20 protein-coding genes and 1 pseudogene are annotated in these 20,195 nt (G+C 60.6%); 7 read left to right on the plus strand and 14 right to left on the minus strand.

Features of this window, described 5'->3' with window-relative positions:
• Positions 1-17: 17 nt before the first annotated feature.
• Together ACVWW1_RS23085 and ACVWW1_RS23090 are read right to left on the minus strand one after the other, a co-directional pair.
• The gene (locus tag ACVWW1_RS23085; protein ID WP_456657547.1) at positions 18-1,250 is read right to left on the minus strand and encodes an HlyD family secretion protein; all 1,233 of its coding nucleotides are present in this window, start codon (positions 1,248-1,250) and stop codon (positions 18-20) included.
• A complete protein-coding gene (locus ACVWW1_RS23090) occupies positions 1,243-1,680 on the minus strand; it encodes a hypothetical protein (RefSeq protein WP_456660657.1) in 438 nt (145 codons plus the stop codon). The genes ACVWW1_RS23085 and ACVWW1_RS23090 overlap by 8 nt, the downstream gene beginning before the upstream one ends.
• 180 nt (positions 1,681-1,860) lie before the next feature.
• On the opposite strand from ACVWW1_RS23090, the gene ACVWW1_RS23095 reads away from it, so the two are divergent.
• Both ACVWW1_RS23095 and ppk2 read left to right on the plus strand, forming a co-directional pair.
• Positions 1,861-2,316, plus strand: a complete 456-nt coding sequence (locus ACVWW1_RS23095; protein ID WP_456660658.1) for a hypothetical protein — start codon at positions 1,861-1,863, stop codon at positions 2,314-2,316.
• Positions 2,317-2,359: 43 nt separating this feature from the next.
• Positions 2,360-3,160 (plus strand): polyphosphate kinase 2, encoded by an 801-nt coding sequence (ppk2, locus tag ACVWW1_RS23100; protein WP_456657548.1) that lies wholly within the window; start codon positions 2,360-2,362, stop codon positions 3,158-3,160.
• A 42-nt stretch (positions 3,161-3,202) separates the two neighbouring features.
• Here the strand turns inward: ppk2 and ACVWW1_RS23105 are convergent, their stop codons facing one another.
• The 5 genes from ACVWW1_RS23105 to ACVWW1_RS23125 form a co-directional block, all read right to left on the minus strand.
• Positions 3,203-3,637: a hypothetical protein gene (locus ACVWW1_RS23105; RefSeq protein ID WP_456657549.1), complete on the minus strand. Its 435-nt coding sequence runs from the start codon at positions 3,635-3,637 to the stop codon at positions 3,203-3,205.
• Positions 3,638-3,669: 32 nt separating this feature from the next.
• Positions 3,670-5,370, minus strand: coding sequence for an aspartate:alanine exchanger family transporter (locus ACVWW1_RS23110; RefSeq protein WP_176529382.1), 1,701 nt, complete (start codon positions 5,368-5,370; stop codon positions 3,670-3,672).
• Between the two features lie 12 nt (positions 5,371-5,382).
• Positions 5,383-8,136 carry a decarboxylase gene (locus tag ACVWW1_RS23115; RefSeq protein WP_456657550.1) on the minus strand — a complete coding sequence of 918 codons (2,754 nt, stop codon included), beginning with the start codon at positions 8,134-8,136 and terminating at the stop codon, positions 5,383-5,385.
• Between the two features lie 198 nt (positions 8,137-8,334).
• Positions 8,335-10,026 carry a SulP family inorganic anion transporter gene (locus tag ACVWW1_RS23120; RefSeq protein ID WP_456657551.1) on the minus strand — a complete coding sequence of 564 codons (1,692 nt, stop codon included), beginning with the start codon at positions 10,024-10,026 and terminating at the stop codon, positions 8,335-8,337.
• Positions 10,023-10,706 (minus strand): YoaK family protein, encoded by a 684-nt coding sequence (locus ACVWW1_RS23125; RefSeq protein WP_456657552.1) that lies wholly within the window; start codon positions 10,704-10,706, stop codon positions 10,023-10,025. Before ACVWW1_RS23125 ends, ACVWW1_RS23120 begins: the two co-directional genes overlap by 4 nt.
• Before the next feature lie 141 nt (positions 10,707-10,847).
• Between ACVWW1_RS23125 and ACVWW1_RS23130 the strand changes: the two genes are divergently transcribed.
• The 3 genes from ACVWW1_RS23130 to ACVWW1_RS23140 all read left to right on the plus strand — a co-directional run bounded on the left by ACVWW1_RS23130 (position 10,848) and on the right by ACVWW1_RS23140 (position 14,104).
• Complete coding sequence (locus ACVWW1_RS23130) at positions 10,848-12,536, plus strand: aspartate:alanine exchanger family transporter (RefSeq protein WP_456657553.1); 1,689 nt, start codon at positions 10,848-10,850, stop codon at positions 12,534-12,536.
• An 11-nt stretch (positions 12,537-12,547) separates the two neighbouring features.
• A complete protein-coding gene (locus ACVWW1_RS23135) occupies positions 12,548-13,444 on the plus strand; it encodes an alpha/beta hydrolase family protein (protein WP_456657554.1) in 897 nt (298 codons plus the stop codon).
• 102 nt (positions 13,445-13,546) lie between these two features.
• Positions 13,547-14,104: an invasion associated locus B family protein gene (locus ACVWW1_RS23140; RefSeq protein ID WP_456657555.1), complete on the plus strand. Its 558-nt coding sequence runs from the start codon at positions 13,547-13,549 to the stop codon at positions 14,102-14,104.
• A gap of 88 nt (positions 14,105-14,192) precedes the next feature.
• Here ACVWW1_RS23140 and ACVWW1_RS23145 read toward each other — a convergent pair whose 3' ends face one another.
• Both ACVWW1_RS23145 and ACVWW1_RS23150 read right to left on the minus strand, forming a co-directional pair.
• Positions 14,193-14,417, minus strand: a complete 225-nt coding sequence (locus tag ACVWW1_RS23145) for a hypothetical protein (protein ID WP_456657556.1) — start codon at positions 14,415-14,417, stop codon at positions 14,193-14,195.
• Between the two features lie 565 nt (positions 14,418-14,982).
• Positions 14,983-15,120, minus strand: a complete 138-nt coding sequence (locus ACVWW1_RS23150) for a hypothetical protein (RefSeq protein WP_456657557.1) — start codon at positions 15,118-15,120, stop codon at positions 14,983-14,985.
• A gap of 902 nt (positions 15,121-16,022) precedes the next feature.
• Here ACVWW1_RS23150 and ACVWW1_RS23155 point away from each other — a divergent pair.
• Positions 16,023-16,707 (plus strand): annotated as a pseudogene (locus ACVWW1_RS23155) (helix-turn-helix domain-containing protein).
• Here the strand turns inward: ACVWW1_RS23155 and ACVWW1_RS23160 are convergent.
• Entirely contained in the window at positions 16,600-16,815 is a 216-nt protein-coding gene (locus ACVWW1_RS23160; protein ID WP_456660845.1) for a hypothetical protein, read from the minus strand. The pseudogene ACVWW1_RS23155 and the gene ACVWW1_RS23160 sit on opposite strands and share 108 nt — an antisense overlap.
• Positions 16,816-17,212: 397 nt before the next feature.
• Between ACVWW1_RS23160 and ACVWW1_RS23165 the strand changes: the two genes are divergently transcribed.
• Positions 17,213-17,962 carry an outer membrane protein gene (locus ACVWW1_RS23165; RefSeq protein WP_456657558.1) on the plus strand — a complete coding sequence of 250 codons (750 nt, stop codon included), beginning with the start codon at positions 17,213-17,215 and terminating at the stop codon, positions 17,960-17,962.
• Between the two features lie 244 nt (positions 17,963-18,206).
• Here the strand turns inward: ACVWW1_RS23165 and ACVWW1_RS23170 are convergent, their stop codons facing one another.
• The 4 genes from ACVWW1_RS23170 to ACVWW1_RS23185 form a co-directional block, all read right to left on the minus strand.
• The gene (locus tag ACVWW1_RS23170) at positions 18,207-18,665 is read right to left on the minus strand and encodes a potassium channel family protein (RefSeq protein WP_207832547.1); all 459 of its coding nucleotides are present in this window, start codon (positions 18,663-18,665) and stop codon (positions 18,207-18,209) included.
• Positions 18,666-18,681: 16 nt separating this feature from the next.
• Positions 18,682-18,858 carry a hypothetical protein gene (locus ACVWW1_RS23175; RefSeq protein WP_207832549.1) on the minus strand — a complete coding sequence of 59 codons (177 nt, stop codon included), beginning with the start codon at positions 18,856-18,858 and terminating at the stop codon, positions 18,682-18,684.
• 88 nt (positions 18,859-18,946) lie between these two features.
• Positions 18,947-19,297: a phasin gene (locus ACVWW1_RS23180; RefSeq protein ID WP_173638436.1), complete on the minus strand. Its 351-nt coding sequence runs from the start codon at positions 19,295-19,297 to the stop codon at positions 18,947-18,949.
• A gap of 26 nt (positions 19,298-19,323) precedes the next feature.
• Entirely contained in the window at positions 19,324-20,187 is an 864-nt protein-coding gene (locus tag ACVWW1_RS23185) for an alpha/beta fold hydrolase (protein ID WP_456657559.1), read from the minus strand.
• Positions 20,188-20,195: the final 8 nt, after the last annotated feature.

The following is a 20,195-nucleotide window of genomic DNA, read 5'->3' on the forward strand; positions in this document are numbered from 1 at the left end:
CACTCCTTCTTACGTCTTCAGTGACCGCCCAGCACAAGCGTCTGGATCGGCAGCACTAACGCCTGGATTCGCAGAAGCATGGCATGTACGAGGCCGACGCCGTCGACGACGTGCAACGCGATCTTCCGACCGACGCTGGTGTCCTTGGCGGAAATCTCCTCGTGGTTGCTGGTGTAGGCGTTGACGATGCAACTGCTGCCCGCCGTGACCCCTTCGAGACCGCCTTTGTAAAGCGGCTCGAGGTACACCAGAATCGTACCGGGCTTTGCGATGTTCTGGGCCTCGATCAACTGCTCCCCACCGCGAAACTGACCTGTGGCGACGTAGTCCTGAACAGTCGTGACCACCATCGGAATAATCACCCATGGCTTGGACATGCAGGCCGCCTCGGCCGGCATTCCTTCCTTCATCACCTGGGCCTCGATCTGACCAAATCCGGCGAGCACCGCGCGCTGACCGGCGCCTTCGGGTATGAGTATCCCCGCGGGACGCATCAGCGGGTTGACAATATCGCCGACACGAAGAAGGAACTGCTCGACCCGGCCGTTGACGCCGGCGCGGACGACGGTCTTGTCGAGATCAACCTGGGCCTGCGCCAGCGCCGCTTCGGCGCTTGCCTTCTCCGCCGGCAAGAGTGCCGAGACCCGCAACGTCGTCGATTGCTTGGCCGCAGTGGCGGCATCGATTCCAGCCTGCCGCTGATCGACCAGTACCTGGAGCTTTTCGATATCGCGCTGCGGCACAATGCCGGGATTGCGGCGCTGCAGTTCGGTCTTGACCTCCAGTTCGTCCCTGGCTTGTTGATGGTTCGCCCTGGCCTCCTGGATCTGGGCTTCGGCCTTGACCACGTCTGACTGCGCGGTTTCCATGGACGCATCGACCTCGGCGACCTTGCGCCTGGCGGTTTCGAAGGCCGCCTCCTGCTTTGAGCTGTCAAGTTTGAACAGCACGTCGCCCTTCTTCACCGCTGCGCTATAGCCGAGATCGACCTCGGCCACCCGTCCCGAACCTTCAGGGAGAATTGGGATCGTGCGAAAATACAACGCGGCTGAGTTGGTCGCCGGATGAAAATAGAAGATCATCGTGATCAGCGATATCGTGAGCATCAGGCAGCCGGTGATGCCCCATCGCAGCTCATACCAGACCGAATAGAACGTGATCTCCTTGCCGAAGCGCTTGCCTTGGGCGTAGCGGCGGAACAGATAGTCAGGCAGTATCGTCAACAGGGAGCAGAACATAAGCTCAAACATTGCTTTGCTCCCTCGCCTTCACCGGACCGGGCTTCTCAGTCGGCGGAGAATTGGCTTGGCCGTCGGCCGGCAGAGGTGACGGCGCGGCTTCGTTTCCGTCTCCCGGCGTCGTCTCGGCGATCTTCTCCACCGAATCGGCAATGCTGCGCAGCGGGGTGCCGAAATCGGGAATATCGATCAGCGCGAGAAACAGTCCTATCACCCAGAAGAGATGGTTATGCGTGAACAAGGACAGCAGGCCGAGAATGGCCACGATTTCGAATTGCAGCTTCTGTGACTTGTGCGCCATCCGCTCGGGGAGGCTGTGCAGGCGCCAGTAGATCGTTCCGACCCAGAATACGGCGCCAACCAGGAAGATCCCCATCAGCACCATCAGCGTATCGGTCCCGTTCGCCGGGGCCAGATAGAAGGGCAGATGGTGCGGCGCCATCGGGTGAAGCTGCTCGCTCAACGTTCCCTCCCTTGACGGCAACCGGCCGGCTCCCGTAGCCAATCCCCAGATTGACCAAACCGGGGATGAGCCCGCTTGATCTGGATCAAGGGATCGAGCCCTTCCGGCCCTACCCTTACAGGAACGCTGGAGCAGCAAACCGACCGGGAGGCGTCAGCCATGTCCAACGCCATCGACGATCTCATTCCCAACGCGATGCAAATCCGGAAGGAAGCAGCGCTCAAGGAGGCCGAAAAGGTGGACGAATATGCCCGCCTTGCCGCCGCAGCCGAGGCCGAGAAACACGCCTTGATCGATCGATTGAGCAAACCGTCAGGCAAGACCGAGGAGGAAAAGATCAAGCTCGCCTCCACCATCATCCAGCGTGCGGTACGAAATGGGATGACGGACGTCCAGGTCTATCGCTTCCCCAATACGCTGTGCACAGACAAGGGCCGCGCCATCAATCAGATGGAAGCTGGCTGGGAGAACACCCTGACGGGAATCCCGAAGGAGATTTTCCAGCTCTGGACGGATTATCTGAAGCCACGTGGCTATCGCATCGCCTACCAGATCATTGATTTTCCGGGCGGCGTGCCTGGCGACATCGGCATCACCATCTCCTGGGGAGATTGAAGGCCGTTCGGTCGCTTTGAACCTGAAATAGCGAAAAATGCGCATGGCAAAAGACGAGCCCGCGGAGCGGATGAAGCGCAAGGAATACGAGAAGGAGCTCGAAAAGCTTCAGGTCGAGCTTTGCCATCTTCAGGACTTCGTGAGGGCGAATAAGCTTCGGGTCATCGTCCTGTTCGAAGGCCGGGACGCCGCCGGCAAGGGCGGCACGATCAAGGCGATCACAGAGAAGGTCAGTCCCCGCGTGTTTCGCGTCGTCGCGCTTCCGGCGCCGTCGGATCGAGAAAAAACACAACTCTTCTTCCAGCGCTACATGGAGCAGTTTCCGGCCGGCGGCGAGATCGTGATCTTCGACCGGAGCTGGTACAACCGCGCCGGCGTCGAATATGTGATGGGCTTCTGTACGCCCGCCGAGCACGACCGCTTTCTTTCGCTCTGCCCCCAGATGGAGAAGTACATCATCGACGGCGGCATCATCTTGATCAAGATCTGGCTCGAGGTCGGAATGGATGAGCAGGAGCGCCGCTTCAAGGCGCGTATTGACGATCCGGTACGACAATGGAAGCTGAGCCCGATGGATCTGGAATCCTATCGGCGCTGGTACGACTATTCGCGCGCCCGCGACCTGATGTTGAGAAAGACGAGCACGAAGCACGCACCTTGGTATGTCATCCGATCCGACGACAAACGGCGCGCGAGGCTCAATTGCATCGCGCATCTCCTGAAGGCGATCCCGCACAAGCGCGTCAGGAAGGACAAGGTCAAGCTGCCGAAGCGTTCCGACAAAGGGCGTTACAACGACCAGGCGGGCCTGCGCGGGATGAGATTCGTCGCGGAGCGGTATTGAGCAGACCAGGCCGCGCATCGCGCGGCCCAATCGCTCGCGCCACTATTTCAAGCGAATCGTCACACCGCCTACTGCGGCCGACACCTCCGCGCCTACTTTCGGGCCGCTGAGCTGCAGGATCACCCCATTGCTGTTCTGCAATTGCACGCCTCCTGCGCCAGCCGCAATCGCGCCACCCGCTCCGGCCACGGCGTAAGAGCCTTCGATCGAAGCCGGCCCCCTGAGATTGATGGCCCGGCCGACAAGCTTGGTGGTCGATGCGCCGATCGTGAAACCGACGCTCATGCCGGATACGGTAAATGGGTATCGCTTGCCGCGAAGAATGAGCACGCCCTCACCGCCGCCGACCCCAACGATGAATCCGCCTTTGGTGAAGATCACGCCGACCTGACCGGTCTCGGCACGCGATGGCGTGCTGAAGCCAGCTACGCCTGCAAGAAGGGCGACGAAAACGGTGGGGATAGCAAATCTTCTCATGGCTTTCTGTCCTCTGAGGTTATGACGCCAGGCTATTGGGCCAGGAGCATCGCGAAGTAACCGAATACGGTAAGCAGGATGCCCGAAACGGCATAGCCGACCGGGAATCCGATCCAGGGTACGGAACTCTGGATTTCCACCGCGGCCTCGCGGCACGGACCTGAATGCGATCGTGCACCGGCGACACCGCCCATCAGCACGGCTGGATTGATCTTGAAGATATGAAAGCCAATCGCCCAGACGATGAACGGGGGAATGGTGCAGGCGACGAAGCCGACGATGAATATCTTGAGCGCGACGGCGCCCGAGAGCTGTGCAAGCAGGCCCGCTCCCGCATTCACGCCGACGATTGCGACGAATACGATAAGGCCGAGATCCTCCAGCACATTACGCGCCGCGTTCGGCGTATTGCCGAAGAAACGCAGCCGCGACACGATCGACGATACGATCACGCCCGACAGCAAAAGGCCGCCGGCGTTGCCAAGACCGATCTTGGCGCCGAAGGCCGGAAATTCGATCATGCCAATCAGGAAACCGATGATCATTCCCACGGCAAGCGTCAGTAAATCCGTCGACGTGTTGGTTCGCGCGATGCGTCCCCACATCTCGCCAAGCTCGCTGACGGCGGACTTCAGACCGACCACCGAAATGATATCCATCCGTTGCAGCTCGGTCTTGAGGCCTGCCGGAATCTGCACGCCTCCGCGCTCGACTTTCGTGACCTGCAATTGGCCGGCAAGCGCCTTGTCGCGGAAGGATTCGAAGGTCCGCCCGACAACTTCCTTGTTAGTGACGAGAATATCCGCCTGATCCATGGGCACGCTGAGCGCCTTGGCGTCCGCGACCTCGGGACCGATCAGCCCCATTTTGTCGGTGAGATGCTCGGTCGCGCCACCCAATGCGATGACGTCACCCCTTTGCAGGACGAGATCGGGATCGGCCCCCAACGATTCGCCCGCACGCAACACGTTGATGATACGATACTCGGGATTGCTCTTTCGGAAGCCGGCGATGCTCATGCCGACTTGGGCAGCGTTTTCCAACCGGTATGCGCGCAAGCCAAATTGCCGATAGCCGGTGAGGCCGCCGCCTTCGAGATCCTTGACCCCGAATTCCTGTTCGTACTGCTTCGCCGCAGCCTTGGCGTCAACTCCCCACCAACGCGGCAGGTATTTGCAGATCAGGATGATGCCAACGGTGCCCCAGATGTAGGTGATGCCGTAAGACAGTGCGATCATGCCGGTCGCGTCCTCGGGCTTCATCCCTTCCGGCAGCTTCACCACGCCGGAAGTGATTGCCTGCTCCGCCGAGCCGATCGCCGCCGACATGGTCTGCGAACCCGCCAGCATGCCACCTGCCGCGCCGATGGGCAGCGAGAAGAGCTTTGCGCCGATGACGACAAGCGCCAACCCGAGCACGCTCGAGACCAGCGCCAATACGCAGAATTTGAGACCGTCACCCTTCAGACTGTTGATGAAGGAAGGCCCTACACGTAGCCCAACGCCGTACATGAAGAGGTAGTAAAACAGGCTCTTGGCAAAATTGTTCAGCTCGAGCTTGACCCCGTAAGTTGAACCCCAGACGGATAGACCCGCGCCGACCACGATGGCGCCGGCAACCATGCCGAGGCCATAGCCCTTGATGCTGGCCCGGCCAATCCACACCGCGAGCCCGACAACGAAGAACAGCAGCAAGAACGGATTTTGCTGAAGAAATGTGAAAAAGCCCTGCACGTTCGTTCTCCCTTATGACGCGGCCTTCAGTTTCGGCGCTGCGCCGGGCTTGAGCTTTCCGATCTTCATCAGGGCCTCCGCGCGCACGAGCTTCAGCCCTTCCTTTGCGTCGTAGCCATGGATTTCCTTGACATCGAGCTTCCGCATGAAGTCGATGGTTTCCTGCGTGATGACCTGGCCCGGTACCATGATCGGGAAGCCCGGCGGATACGGGATCACGAAATTGGCCGAGACGAGATCCGGACCTCCCTTCAGGCGACGATCGATCTCGGGATCGGCAAGCCGGATATATTCGCATCCTGCCGCGTCATAGGCCGAATAGAAGCCGCTGCGGATGTCGCCTTCGTTGGTCTTTGCGCCCGCATCGCCGCGGAAACTCGAGTGAAAATGCGAGAAATTCGGCAAGTCCGGCACGTCGGTCATCAGGCTCTTCACCCGCGCCTCGAAGGTCTTCCTTGCATTGGCGCCGCCTTGCGCCAGGCCCCGGTCGACCTCGCTGGCAATCTCCATCAGCACCCGGATCAGATGCGCGACGTCACTGCGCGTGTTGTTGATGTTGGACTGGAACAACACCGAATTGCGCGAGGTCTTGTTGACCTGGATGCCGTACTTGTTCGCCAGAATGCCCTTGAATTGAGTGCCATCAAAACCGGCGGTGCCGCATACGAGCGTCATCCGGGTCGGATCGAGGCAGAATTCATCCTCCTGGAAGCTCTTCAGAGCCGTAACCCAGTTCGTATCGGGCGCCAGGTAGTCGACGAACCCGGTTTGTCGATACTGCGCCGGCACCATGCCGTCCGCACCGAGGATGTGGAAATACTTCGAGATCAGCGCATTGTTGGCGACAGCCTGACGGATGGCGAACGCAATCTCAAAGGCATTGTTAACGAGGCCATAGCCTTCGAGCTCCATCTGTCGCCGCGCGACGTCGAGGCTCCCGATCAGCTGCTGGTTGGGACTGGTCGAAGCATGCGTGAACACCGCCTCGTGAAACTGGGCCTCGACGGTGTGGAATTCGACATCCTTGACGAACAGCATGGAGCCTTGCCGCAGCGCGGACATCGATTTGTGGGTCGAGTTGGTCTGGTACACGCGCAGGCGGATCTGGCGCGGGTCGGGAATCAGCCGGGTCTTGAGCAAGAGTTCATCAGACGGATTTTTGCCAAGTTCCGCCTGCTGCTTCTCGTAAGCCGCGACAGATTTCGGGTCGTGCATCCACGCCTCGATGTCGTTGGCGGCGCCCATCGCGGTCCGCGGCCTCAGGAACGGCGAGAAGCGTGCGAAGCCGAACCAGGCTTCATCCCATAGAAAGATCAGGTTCGGCTTGATCGCCAGGCATTCCTCCATCACGCGTCGGGCATTGTAGATGTGGCCGTCGAAGGTGCAGTTGGTCAGGTCAACCATCTTGATCCTGTCGAGCCGGCCGTCGGCCTTCGCATGCAGCAGAGCCTGCTTGATCGTCTTCAGCGGCACGGCTCCATACATCGAATATTCCGTCATCGGGAACGCTTCGACGTACAGCGGTTGCGCGCCGGCGAGCACCATCCCGTAATGATGCGACTTGTGGCAATTGCGGTCGACGATGGCGATGTCGCCCGGACCGAGCAACGCTTGCACCGCCATCTTGTTGGAGGTCGAGGTCCCGTTGGTCACGAAGAACACGTGGTCCGCGCCGAACGCGCGCGCCGCCTTGTCCTGTGCCGTCTTGATGTTACCGGTTGGTTCCAGCAAGCTGTCGAGGCCGCCTGTGGTCGCGCTGCTCTCGGCCAGGAACAGGTTCGGGCCGTAGAATTCGCCCATATCGCGGATCCAGTCGGACTTGAAGATCGACTTGCCGCGGGCGATGGGCAACGCATGGAACGTCCCGATCGGACGTTGCGCATATTTCTTGAGATTGTCGAAGAACGGCGTGTCATACCGATCCTGGACGCCTTCCAGAATGCAGAGGTGCAGCTCCAGAATTTCCTCGATCGAATAGAAGATGCGGCGTACCACGTTGGCCTCGGGGTTGCCGGCCATCTCCTCTACGTTGCGATTGGACATCAGATAAATATCAAGCTCGGGACGCAGCCGCTTGATGATCTGTGCGAGCCGCAGCGCAGAAAGATCGGACTCCATCTGTGGGCCCATCGAGGCCATCAGGGCACGAAGCACAGGCGCGTCATGACGCGAGCGAAGCGTGAAGCCCTCGTTGATCACGACGGCGGCAAGATCTGGATTCAGGACGGCTGCGCAGAATGCGTCTTCGAGGCTGCCGACAACGACAGGCTCGTAGACGAACGAGTCGATCGGACGCCTCAGCTTGCGCCATTCCGTGCAGAGCCCCGGCCAATTGTTGGAAGAAACGCCGGTGACGATCAGGGTCTCAAAGTAGGGGCGGTGCGCCTCTTTCCGTCCGAACGCGGGCGGCAGCAGATCCGGAACGTCACCCTCGGCTTCGTCATTTACATTCCAGTCGCCGGCGTGCTGACGGAAGGACTTTGTCGTCAGCGCCTGCGCAATCCGCGTCGAAAGCAGGAGCGAGGCCGCCGCGTCGCCGGACGTCGCCGCCTCTTTCAATGCGGCCATCAAGTACAAGCCGGGATAACCATGAAATTCCTCTGTCACCGCGATATCGGCCAAGACCGCATCGTAGTTCGCGCGGTCGCCACCCTGGGCCCATGCCTTTGCGGCTTCAACCAGGTCACGCCAGTCGTCCCCGCGCCCACCGGGGCCGGAAAAGAATTGATCGATCCGCTTCTGGGTGGGCTTGGCGTCCTTGGGCATGTCCCTGTCTCCCGACTGGTGGGCAAAGCTGATGAGGCACCGTGGCTCCCTTCCCTCGTGCTCCCTTGATCCAAGTCAACGGTTGCCGGCGATACTCAACTCAAGATTTCCGATGACGATCACGGGGCGCATACGTCATCGCACTGCAATAATGCGCCCGGGAGGCCGAGAGGATCGCCCGGCTCCGAGATCAGAGCGTCAGTTGGCCTTACCGTTGCCAAGCACGCTGTCGAGCGACCGGAGCCAAAGACCGCTGTCGGTCTTTTCCGCCAATCCTTCCGCCCGCAGCAGGTCGCGCAATTGCGCATGCGCGCCGACGATACAGAACGCGACGTGACGGGCGGCGAGCTCATCATGGAGATCGCGCAACATGCCCGCACCCGCCAGATCGATGTAGGGCGATGCCGAAAGGTCGCAGGCAACGAGCTTGATGTCGGACGATTTCCCGAGCACACCTAAAACAGAGCCCAAAATTGTCTCGGCGTTGATGTAAAGCAGCGAGGCTTCGGGGCGAAAAGCGATCACGCCAACGAGCGGCTCCACGCCCTCATGTCGGGCGCTGTCGGAATAACGCCCGGTTCCAGGAAGGCGCCCGAGGAACGCGATGTTCGGGCTCGATGCGCGTGCCAGCAGCAGGAATATGGACGCAATCGCCGCCAGCAGCACGCCCTGCAAAATTCCGAGGAGGAGTACGGACACCAGCGCAATCGCCGCGGCATAGAAATCAAGCCGGCTGACCTGCCACATCCGCATCAGCGCCCGGATGTCGACCAGCCTGTACACGGCGACGAAGACGATGGCGGCCAGTACGGCTTTTGGCAGATTAGTCAATAGTCCAGTGAAAAACAGCAGGCAGAGCGCCAGGGTCGCTGAGCAGATCACGAGAGCCAACGGCGTGCGCGCACCTGCATTATCATTCACCGCGGACTGCGACAGGCCGCCCGCGACGGGATACCCGTGACCGAACGCCGCCGCGAGATTCGCGGCGCCGAGCCCCAAAAATTCCTGCCGTGCATCCAGATTGTAGCCGTGCTTGGCCGCAAAACTGCGGGCCGCCGAGACCCCCTCTATGTAAGCCAGCAGCACGCATCCCGCCGCGAGCGGAAAGAGATCGTCGAACTCCAAAAGACCAAACGTCGGAAGCCCGAGTGCGGGCAGTCCCTCCGGGATTTTCCCGGTGACCGGCACGCCCGCGGCCGGAAGACCGAGCAGTGTTGCAACCACGATCGAGAGCGCCACGATCGTGATTCCGACCGGCTTGCCTGGCAGAAGCCGTTCGCCGAGCAGCAGCAGCACAAGCGCCGCCGTGCCGATCGCCACGATGAGGAGATTGACGCCGCCAAGCTGACCCGCGAGCTGAAACACGCGCTCGAAGAAATTGTGACCGCCACCGGCGACGCCAAACAGGCTCGGAAGCTGACTCACGATGATGGTGAGCCCGGCGCCGGCCTTGAAGCCGACCAGGATGCTGTCGCTGACCAGGCGGACGAGGACGCTGAGCTTGAACAGCCAGGAGATAAAGCACAGGACAGCCACTGCGAATGCCGCAAGACTGGCGATTTGCGCGTATCGCACCGCGTCTCCGCTCGCGAGCGCCCCGACGGTGCTGGCGATCATGAGCGAGATCGCGGATGTCGGACCAATCGCGAGCTGGCGGGACGAGCCGAGCACCGCGTAGCCGATGCCGCCAAGCATGTAGCCGTAGATCCCAACCTGGGGCGGCAAGCCGGCAAGCGCGGCATAGGCCAGCGATACCGGGATCGCGTAAGCGGCCAGCGTTATTCCGGCAATTGCGTCGAAGGACAACCATTCAGCGCGATAGCCGACAAGCCAGTCGGAAGGCGGAAAAAACCGTGTCCAACCTGCTCGCTGCTCAGATTGCGAATTCATGGGCTTGCCTCGTTAGGTTGAACTTCGCAACGCAGCATAACGATCACCAGGGCAGTCACGGGAATCCCGAGCGCCAGATCCGGGATGTTCTCGGTCGCAAAGGCACCGACGGCCGCCCCGAGGCCGAAGGCGATGCATAGCCCGGTAAAGATGCCCGAGCGGCGGAGCGTCCCGAGCGGACCGCCGCTGCATAGCGCAAGGAAAACGCCTTCGATCGCCTGGCGCATGTTGCCGGTGATCATCACCGAGCTGTAGGCCACGCCCTCGACCTTGGTGAAGATGGCAGTCTGCATGGCGGCGACGAAGGATATCCCCAGCGTTCCCGCGAGATCCGGCAGCCGGTTATGCAAAATGCCGATCGCGACCAGCAGCAGGATCTCGATCAACGTGTTGATCGCGCTGGCCCGCTCGCCGCTGGCCCGGCGCAGCCACGCGGCGGCGACGATGCCGATCGCAAATGCCAGGATCGGAGGCACGAAGCGGAGCGCGTCGCCCCAATTGCCCGCCGTGCCATAGACCCAGAGCAGAACGAGATTGGCGGTTTGGGCATTGGCCATTACGCCATGGATGATCCAGGTGTAGGCGTCGAGATAACCGCCGACAAACGCCAGCAGCAGTGCAATCGACACGGCTTCGTCGCGGGGCGGCAATGGAATGGCTGCGATATCCTGTGAACTCATGTTTGGGACGTTGTGTGTCACCGGTCATGCATCGTTGCATCAACGACGCCTCGGCGCGTGAGAGGATTGATTTGGATCAAGCCTTCATCCGGGTTGGAGGGCTCAATTGAACTCAATCAATGACACTTGGGGCGTACGGCTATGGATACGGTCAGGTGGATCATCGCCACCGCTCCCGAAATCTTTCTACTGTCAGCGATCGCGCTCGGCACCATTCTCGGCCGCGTCAAGGTACGTGGATTTTCTTTCGGCACGACGGCGTGCACGCTGATCGTGGCAGTCCTCATCGGACAGCTCGGCAGCTTTACGTTTCCTTCCGTGCTGAGGGTTGTTCTCTTCAGCCTGTTCGTATTCACCATCGGCTACCGTTCAGGGCCGGAGTTCTTTGCCTCCTTGAGCATGCGGACGCTTGCACAGGTTGCACTGGCGCTGGTGCTCGGCGGCACCGGTCTCGCCATCGTGCTCATTTTTGCTTTTGCCTTCGGGCTCGATCCCGGCACGGCATCGGGTCTCGCAGCCGGTGCCCTGACGCAATCCTCCGTGATCGGGACCGCATCCAGCGCGCTAAACCAGCTCGGGCTCCCAAAAGCTGCGCTGGAACAGCAGGAGGCGAATATCGCAGCCGGTTACGCGGTCACCTATGTGCTCGGCTACATCCTTACGCTCATCTACGTCCCGCTATTCGCGCCGAAGCTGATGGGGATCAACCTCAAGGAAGAAGCGAAGAAGCTCGAGATCGAGCTTTCGGGCGGCAAGCCTCCGAAGGCCGAGAACCTGCATTATCGCAAGTTCCAGGCCCGCGCCTATCGCGTTGCGGCGGCAGCCGGCCGAACCGTCAGGGCGATCGAAGACGAGATCGGCAGCCGCACTGTGATCGAGCGGATCGTGCGCCAAGGCGCGGATATCGAACCGCATCCGGACACTGTTCTCGAGGCCGGCGACGATATCGTGATTGCCGGACGAACGGCCGCCATTGTTGCCGCCAGACCCGTCATCGGCGCCGAAATCGATGCCGACGAGATTCTGAAGGCGATACCCGGGAATGTAATCGACGTTCTGGTGGACAGCCGCAAGCTCCATGGCCGGTCCCTCCAGGAGGTCGCCGATCGCGTCGGCGACAATGCACGCGGCGTCTTTTTGCGCACGCTGACGCGGATGGGCCGTGAGGTCCCATTGAGCCCGGATACCAGGCTCTACGTCGGCGACGTCATGACGTTGGTCGGCAGCACCCGCAACATCGAGCGCGCCGCCACGCAAGTCGGCCAAATCCTGCGTTCCGGCGACCGAACCGACATCGCCTTCCTTGCGACCGGCATCGCCGCGGGCCTGCTCGCGGGTCTCGTCAGCTTCAGGGTCGGCGGCATCGCGCTAACGCTCGGTGGCGGCGGCGGCGCGTTGATTGCGGGTCTCGTCTGCGGCTGGCTGCGCTCACGCCGGCCGACAATGGGCGCGCTGCCGCCCGCTGCGCAGCAGACCCTGAGCGACTTCGGCCTCGGCGGCTTCATCGCAGCTGTAGGGCTGGGCAACGGCCACGCCGCCTGGGTAGCTATCCAGGCGCATGGCGTTCTGCTGGTCGGCATGGGCCTTGTCGTCACGCTGGTGCCACTGATCGTCGCGACCTTGTTTGCCTATCACGTCCTTCGCATGAATCCGGTCATTACCTGCGGCGCGCTGGCCGGCGCGATGACGGTCGATGCCGCCGTGACCGGATGTTGCGACGTTGCCGAAAGCCAGACGCCGGTGCTCGGCGTCGCCGTGCCATACGCCGTCGGCAACGTCGTGCTGACCGTGCTGGGCCCGATCATCGTAGCTCTGACATACACCGGCTGAAGGAGGTTTCGATGCCTCGGCAACCTGCCGCACTGTTCGGCTCGCTTGTGACCGCCCTGCTCTGCCTCGCTTGTTTGATCGCACCGACACACGCCGAGGACAAGGCGGCCTCGCCCCGCATTCAGGAAGAAATCTGGGCTCTGCCGCTGCCATTGCCGATGTTCGCCTATGTGGTCCGCCCGGTCGGCGACGGGCCGTTTCCGCTCGCTATCATGAACCATGGTGTCTCGCTCAATCCGACCGAGCGCAGCTTCTTTCCGCTGGTTGAATTCCGCGATGCGGCCAAATGGTTCGCGAGGCGCGGCTATCTCGTGGTCGCGCCCGTCGGCTCGGGATACGGCGCGGCTGCCATCGATCTGCCGGAACGCGGGCACTACGGTCCATTCTTTTCCAAGGTCGGCAACTGCACCAAACCGAATTTTCGCGATCCCGCCATGGCGGTCGCCCAGGCTGACCTCTGGATCATTGATTACATGGCGGCCGAGAGGCGTATCGTGCCCAAGGATGTTATTGTGGTCGGGCAATCCGCCGGCGGCTGGGCTTCGATCGGGCTGTCGAGCCTGAACCCGCCACAAGTCAAGGCGATCATCACCTTTGCCGCCGGCCGCGGCGGCCGTGTCGGCGGCAAGCCGAACAACAATTGCGCGCCCGACAAGCTGGTCCAGGCAACCGGTGAGTTTGGCCGTACCTCACGGGTGCCGATGCTGTGGATTTATGTCGAGAACGACACGTTCTTCGGCCCAGCCCTGACCCAGCGCATGCACCAGGCCTTCACCGCCGCGGGCGGCAAGGCCGAATACCACCTATTGCCTCCGTTCGGCCACGACGGACACTTTTTCATCGGTTCACCCGACGCGATTCCGATTTGGTCGCCACTGGTGACGAAATTTCTCGACGAACAGCGTTAACGGCAAACGCCGACGCCTGGAGGTGCAATCGTGCCACACGATCCACGTAAGCAAGACCGGCTACAACGCAGTATCGCAAACCCCGCTCTCGCATCACTCCTGGTGGCTTTCGTTCTTGGTGCCTCCTCCATTGCTGACTCCGAGGCGCGGGACAAATCGTCCGTGACGTCGAAACCGATCGCTGGCGAAGCTTCGCCCCGCGGGGAGCGCACGACAAAGGACATAAAGTACGGAGACTGGCGGAAGCTCTGCTTCAAGGCAGGTGGCGCAAAGACGCTTTGCAGAACGACGATCACTGGAACATTCGAAACCGGCCAGATGGCAGTCCGCGTCGATCTGGTCGAGCGCGAAGGCGACCGCACCGCGCGACTTCAACTGTTCGTTCCAGTTGGGATGTATCTCCAGATCCCGGCCAAGCTCACGGTCGACCACGGTCCGCCTTACTCGATCCCCTATAGCTGGTGTCTCGCCAATGCCTGCATCGCGGCCGACGTCGCCGATCCGAGGCTCATCAAGGAATTGGAGGCAGGACACACCCTCGAGCTGGTCGTCGTCGACTCCAGTCTTCTGTCGCTCAAGACCGTACTGCCGCTTACACAGTTCGCCGATGTTCACCGGAGTGCGCCGGCGCCAACGCTTGAGCAGGACATCGATGAATAGCTGCCAGGATTCCTGCACAGGAGATTCACGCAAAAGCCCGGCATGCAAGCCGGGGCTCTGCATGGCTGAGTAGCGAACTTTCTACTCTTCAGCGGCGTCCGACGCGGTTGACGGGACCCCCGCGATTCATCGGCGTTCCGGGACGCACCGCTTCGCGGGCGGCAGCGCGGGCGACGGCGCGCGGCCGGAGCACGACGCCAGGCGTCACGATGCAACCAGAGGGATAGCCCACATATTGGCAGTGTACGGCGGCGCTGGCATCCTTCGAACTGACGGCCGCCAGAGCTGCGATCAACAGGACAGTTGCGAACACGATTGCTGACTTCAGCTGGGTCTCCTCTGGTTGAGTCCAATTGATTCTCGGAGGGCGACCGTAGCTTGATATGGATCAACGTATGCCAACCAAGACAAAGCATCGTCAAATCTCGACGTGAAGATACGGGAGATTCTAATGATCAGGATGATCGCAGTTGCTGCCTTTGCCCTAGCCGTCGCAACGTCGGCGCAGGCCATGTCACCCGCGCCGCTTCATCAGCCCGACGGCATGACCACAATGGTCGCCTTCGGATGCGGAGCCGGCCGAACGCGAGTTGGCGACGTCTGCGTAGCCAGGACCACCAAACGCCAGGTCCGCAGGTGTGCGGTGTGGGGCGTTGGCAACGTCTGCCGTCGGTGGCGTTGAGACGCCGCGGCACTAGCCGGCGAAGAACAACGCGGCGCTCTGCCTTCAGTTTCCCCGGTTGATTGCGGCTGGCTTTTTGGCATGGCTGAGGTGAATCCTCCCGCGGTACACCCAAGCCGTCCAACATCGATTCGAATGTCCGGACCTCACATCTCAACGACGGAACGCTTGCTGCGGGTCATCTTGGCCTGAGGGCTCAATCTTGTTGCTGCGGCGCTTTCGCACTCTCAACCGCCAACAACCTTATAAGCAACTCTCGCTCAGCGTCTGTCTTCACCTCTGCGAGACGCTTCCTGAACAGCGCAAGATTCTGTTCGTGAATGAACTTCTCCATCAGCGAATCGCCATGATTACGCACAGCGGCCTTTCGGACGAGCGACGCTTGCAATCCAGTTGCTCCAGGCCGTCGATTTCATAGGGTCTTCCGGGCTTCCGACTGCACCGACGACATGAATCGCCCTTGGGCATCCCTTGCACGCGGGAAACTCAAACACGCAGAACTCATAGCTCGAACGCGCGCCTGCTGCCGTCATGGAGAACCGGCACTGCACGTTGTCGGACTCATTCCGGTCTGGTTGAATTTCGGACACGTGATGCGCCCTCGTTTTGGCAGGCGGGAGCGCAACACTCTCTGTCACCGGTGAATGCCGAGATCGGAGCGGTGATGACGCTAGTGGATACCTATTGCGCTCATGAGTCGATTGAAAACTGAAGCTCGAGCCTCTCAGTTACCGACAGCGCTATTCACCTATCTTGACCTACGATCGTTGGAGTTCGTTCCCGAACCGGCACGTATAAGTACGGGTCACTCCGCAGGAGCACCGAATTGGCACGAATTGCATAGGCGCCTGCGTCAACTACTCTTCTTGACACATCTTTCGCCGAGGCGAACAAGTATGGTGAAACCGCCGAAGAACGTCCGTTGACGAATGCGCTGCCGGACGACCGTTCTCAATTGATTTTCATCAACAAGATTCCACCACGGTTTATTAACTAGGGCTGATGACGCCAACGCAGCCGATGTCCCACCACTTGGATCACTAGAATAGACTCATTTGCGAAGTAGGGTTTTGCAGCCGCGAGGCGGTGTGGCTGAAGTCATTTGAAATCGAGTTGATCGGTTGATGATCGAGACCGGCGCTGTCGGACGCCGCAGATCAACTGATGCGGGAGAGAAAAGCGCGGCGCGTTCACGGTGCATCTGGAAGGAATTCTGCGAAGTTCAGGAGTTCGGTCATGTTAGTGCGCATCGCGACAGGCCCGACAGGGCGCGCCAATTCCCTTGGCGACTTTGGAATGACCAGCGATTCAAATCCGATCGTCAGCTTGAGCGAGTTTACCTACAAGAGGGGCACTGAAATCTACGGCGAGAAGGAGTCCGCCGAGTACGTCTATCAGGTCAAGTCTGGTGCAGTTCGAAGCTACAAGCTGCTCGCGGATGGACGACGGCAGATCGGTGCGTTTCATCTCGCCGGCGACATCTTCGGGCTCGAGAATAGCGCTTCGCATCGGTTCACGGCGGAAGCAATCATCGAGACCACGGTTCGTCTGATCAGGCGACAAAGCCTTGAACTGGTCGCCGACCACGACCTAGTGGTTGCGAAGAATTTGCTCAGCATGACCACGACCAGTTTGCGGCACGCGGAAGACCATATGCTGCTGCTGGGACGCAAGACATCCCTGGAGCGGGTTGCCGCCTTCCTGATCGAGATGGACAAGCGACTGACCGCGGCGGGCATCATGGCGCTACCGATGTCGCGACGCGATATCGCCGACTATCTCGGCCTTACACTGGAAGACCGTGTCTCGCGCGCTATCGCGGCTGCATGAGCTCGGCATTCTCGGATTCATCGGCAGCACCCAGCGCGAGATCGTTCTGCTGGACCGGGTGCAGCTTGCTCACCTCGACCTTCAAAGCTGAAGCCTGATGGCCCGATCGCTGCGAGATCTTCGCCTCCGCATCGTATCGTTCGGGATCACTTGATGTGAGATCGCCGCCACGATGGTACGTTACCTTCGAAGTCCGCAAGGTCGGTACTTTGCCCAAAAAACGGAGCCCGCGAGAGACGAGAACCTTTCGAAGCGAAGCCGATGCCCGGAGCTTCGCTCGCAGCATAATCGCCGAAGGCCGCCTTGTATTCGCCGGCACGATTAATCCTCACACCCCCAAGCAACTCATCTCTCCCGAACGCATCTTTAGCTGGAGTTGCAATGGAGAGAGCGAGGCGCCGCAAACGTCCGACGAGCGTGCGGACTGAGCAGCAGCGCCGCGGCAAGCAAACCCTTCACGACCTGATTGGTGTCGCAGTCATATTTGCAATGCGCAGCTTTTGATTGAGTGTTGCCATTCTGACACATGGATCTTGTTGCTCGCGAACTAGGCTCGCGGAATAGATCAACGCAATTGCGCTTTACGGAGTAATGAGATGAAGGGAATTTCACTAGTTGCAGCCTTCGCCGTGTCGCTGGGCCTGATCGGCCACGCTTCGGCTGCCGATCTTTCAGCGCGCCCGGTCAAGGCGCCACCCCCCATGTTGACCCCCGTGTATGACTGGACCGGCTTCTATATCGGTGCGAATGGCGGGTGGGGCGAGAGCCGCAATTGCTGGGGCTTCGTTCCCGTGACCGGTGGCGTCATTCCTGATGGATGCAGCACGCGATCGGGCGGAGTTTTCGGCGGTCAGATCGGCTACCGTTGGCAGATGGGTCAGGCCGTTTTCGGCCTTGAAGGGCAAGGCGATTGGGCCGATCTGAAAAGCTCTCGCCTGAGCCTGGTCAACCCGGCCTTTTCAACAACGACAAAGATGGACGCCTACGGGCTCTTCACCGGTCAGATTGGCTATGCCTGGAATGCGGCCCTGCTCTATTTGAAGGGCGGCGCTGCCGTGACCAGCAACCGGTACGACGTGTGGACCACGCTTGGCGGAGTCGGGGTCGCATCTGCGACTTCCACTCGCTGGGGCGGCGCACTCGGGGTTGGCTTTGACTATGGCTTCACGCCGAACTGGTCCGTCGGCATTGAGTACGACCGGCTGTTTATGGGCGACGCAAACAATTCCTTCTCGGTCGCAAATCCGATTGTGGCCGGCGCCCAGAATCGAATCAGCCAGGACGTCGACCTGCTGACCATCCATCTCAATTATCGGTTCGGCGGTCCCGTCGTCGCCCGATATTGATCGTCGAGAACCAATAATCAGAAGGCCCCGGCAGAATTCTGCCGGGGCCTTTTCTTGCACGAACGATTATGCGGGCGAACCGAGGTCGAAGAACCCATATCAGCCGTTGATGCGATTTTCGACTACCGCCAACTGGCTGCGGCTAGAGCATGATCCGGAAAAGTGTGAAGCGGTTTTCCGAAAAGATCATGCTCAAACAAAGAGCTAAAGTGCGATGACGATTCAACCTGACCCCATCGCGCTTCTAGTCTCGATCTTCAGAACTGAAGTCCGGCGCGGCGATCGCCGCCAAATGCTCGAGCGTCTTGCGCAACACTTCGAACAGGACGGCGGTTGACCAGCCGAACATCAGGATGCCGTTCATGGCCGTCATCGGCCCGGTCAGGCGCCACGCCTCGACCGGCGTGATGTCGCCGTAGCCAAGCGTGGTGTAATTGACGAAGGCAAAATAGATCAGATCGCTACCGGCGGGTGCCACCCTGAAAATGCGATATGCCAGCGACCATACCAGGATCTCGAGCGTGTGCGCTATCATCAAGGCAGTCGCAGTCGCGACCATAACGGCCATCAGATGCAATCTCGGCCACGCCGTATGGCGTAGCCCGGCCGACCGGGCGATGCCGATGGCGCCGACAGTTACCATCGCGTGGATCATGATGTTGATCCCGCTGACGACGGCGCCGACCAGGAATTGAAGCGTCATATGGACCAGTCAAGCCTCAGCTGCGTTTAGGCTTGCTTTGGTCAAGACGCAATCTCTGCGCTCGCATCCGCCTGACCTCTTCATTCAGGGCCTCGGTCTTTTCATCGAGCTGCTGATCCCTCGATTTCAGCCGATCGCCACCGCGCAGCTTTTCGAGCGCCTTCTCGACCGAGAGTTTCGTCGTTTCTGCCATGAAGTTCCCCTACGTTCTCGCGATCTGACCGAGCACCGACGCGGCGCCAGGCCAGCTGGACGATTCCAATTCCGATGTCTCTACAGCTTCAGCCCTTGTGGCCGAACATTCCACTTGCAGCCTTCATGGCCGTCTCGCCCATGTTCTTGGCCTGGTCGGTCAGTGCTCGCATCTGGTCCTGGAAGAACTCCGACTGCGTCTTGAGCGCGTCCTGCATGTCCTTAGCCTGGACGAGCTTGTCGCCGAGGTCGAACGTCGCGGTAACGTTGCGCTGCATGAAGTGACAGAACTGCTTGGCCTGGTCGGCGATGGGCAGCGGCGAGGAACTCAAGCCTTTCTCCAGCAGCGCAAAATACTCCTCATTGGCCTTTCGGAGGCGGTCGAGTGTTTCGGTCAGCATCGCGCGCATCTTGTCGGCGGATGGATTGATCTCTGGCATGACAATGCTCCTTTGCTCGTTTGCAGTTACGCGGCAAGTCCCCCGAACCAGGCGCCGAAATAGCCGGCGTAAAGGGCCGGCAGCTCGAGATTCATTGAGTGCCCGATACCGGGTACGATGACGAGCCGACAATCCGGCATCGCCTCGGCCATTGCACGAAGATCCGAAGGCGGAATCCAGCCGTCCCGCTCACCCCACAGCACCAGATGTGGATGGCGGATGTCCCGCATGCGGCGTTCCAGTTCGCCACTCTCCCGCTCACGGGTGAGATTGACCGGCGTTCCGATCCAAATTCCTTCGGAGACGCCAAAGGTCTGTTCGATGATCCGGTCGAACAGCGCCTGGATATCCCCGAGCCCGTCGCGGAATCGCGGGATCGCATTCGGCGCCATGCTGTCCGGCACGAACAGCGAAGACGCCGCCGTGGCCATAACCGTCCGCGTCAGCTCCTTGCTTGCCATCATCGCACGGAAAAGGCCGATCTGGTCCGCATTGAAGGCCATGCCGAGCGGCGTCACCGGATCGAGCGCGAGTACGCGCCCGAACCGATGCGGGTGCATCTCCAGCATCCGCGCGGCAATGATGCCGCCGGTCGAATGGGTTGCGAGATGGCAGAACTTGATACCCAACCCATCCAGCGCCGCCAGCATGTCCTCTGCGTGCTGTTGCATGGAATAGTTGGAATAGTCGGCCGCGGGCTGCGGCCGATCGCTGTCGCCGCAGCCGCGCCAGTCGATCCCGATCACCCGCAGGCCGATGGGAAAGAGCGGCGCGGCGAGCTCTATCCAATCCTTGCTGGCGAGATTGCCGTGGATGAAGACGACGGTGGTGTCGCCTTTGCCCCACTCCCGCCAACCCAATCGCACTTCACCCGCCTGCACCGTTGACATGACCTGGC

This window comes from Bradyrhizobium sp. JR3.5, assembly GCF_054057015.1.

What these genes read in the sequence shown, in the direction of transcription:
- ACVWW1_RS23085 (WP_456657547.1), bottom strand. Translation starts at nt 1,250, where the DNA reads ATGTTTGAGCTTATGTTCTGCTCCCTGTTGACGATACTGCCTGACTAT.
- ACVWW1_RS23090 (WP_456660657.1), bottom strand. Translation starts at nt 1,680, where the DNA reads ATGGCGCCGCACCATCTGCCCTTCTATCTGGCCCCGGCGAACGGGACC.
- ACVWW1_RS23095 (WP_456660658.1), top strand. Translation starts at nt 1,861, where the DNA reads ATGTCCAACGCCATCGACGATCTCATTCCCAACGCGATGCAAATCCGG.
- ppk2 (WP_456657548.1), top strand. Translation starts at nt 2,360, where the DNA reads ATGGCAAAAGACGAGCCCGCGGAGCGGATGAAGCGCAAGGAATACGAG.
- ACVWW1_RS23105 (WP_456657549.1), bottom strand. Translation starts at nt 3,637, where the DNA reads ATGAGAAGATTTGCTATCCCCACCGTTTTCGTCGCCCTTCTTGCAGGC.
- ACVWW1_RS23115 (WP_456657550.1), bottom strand. Translation starts at nt 8,136, where the DNA reads ATGCCCAAGGACGCCAAGCCCACCCAGAAGCGGATCGATCAATTCTTT.
- ACVWW1_RS23120 (WP_456657551.1), bottom strand. Translation starts at nt 10,026, where the DNA reads ATGAATTCGCAATCTGAGCAGCGAGCAGGTTGGACACGGTTTTTTCCG.
- ACVWW1_RS23125 (WP_456657552.1), bottom strand. Translation starts at nt 10,706, where the DNA reads ATGAGTTCACAGGATATCGCAGCCATTCCATTGCCGCCCCGCGACGAA.
- ACVWW1_RS23130 (WP_456657553.1), top strand. Translation starts at nt 10,848, where the DNA reads ATGGATACGGTCAGGTGGATCATCGCCACCGCTCCCGAAATCTTTCTA.
- ACVWW1_RS23135 (WP_456657554.1), top strand. Translation starts at nt 12,548, where the DNA reads ATGCCTCGGCAACCTGCCGCACTGTTCGGCTCGCTTGTGACCGCCCTG.
- ACVWW1_RS23150 (WP_456657557.1), bottom strand. Translation starts at nt 15,120, where the DNA reads ATGGAGAAGTTCATTCACGAACAGAATCTTGCGCTGTTCAGGAAGCGT.
- ACVWW1_RS23165 (WP_456657558.1), top strand. Translation starts at nt 17,213, where the DNA reads ATGAAGGGAATTTCACTAGTTGCAGCCTTCGCCGTGTCGCTGGGCCTG.
- ACVWW1_RS23170 (WP_207832547.1), bottom strand. Translation starts at nt 18,665, where the DNA reads ATGACGCTTCAATTCCTGGTCGGCGCCGTCGTCAGCGGGATCAACATC.
- ACVWW1_RS23175 (WP_207832549.1), bottom strand. Translation starts at nt 18,858, where the DNA reads ATGGCAGAAACGACGAAACTCTCGGTCGAGAAGGCGCTCGAAAAGCTG.
- ACVWW1_RS23180 (WP_173638436.1), bottom strand. Translation starts at nt 19,297, where the DNA reads ATGCCAGAGATCAATCCATCCGCCGACAAGATGCGCGCGATGCTGACC.
- ACVWW1_RS23185 (WP_456657559.1), bottom strand. Translation starts at nt 20,187, where the DNA reads ATGTCAACGGTGCAGGCGGGTGAAGTGCGATTGGGTTGGCGGGAGTGG.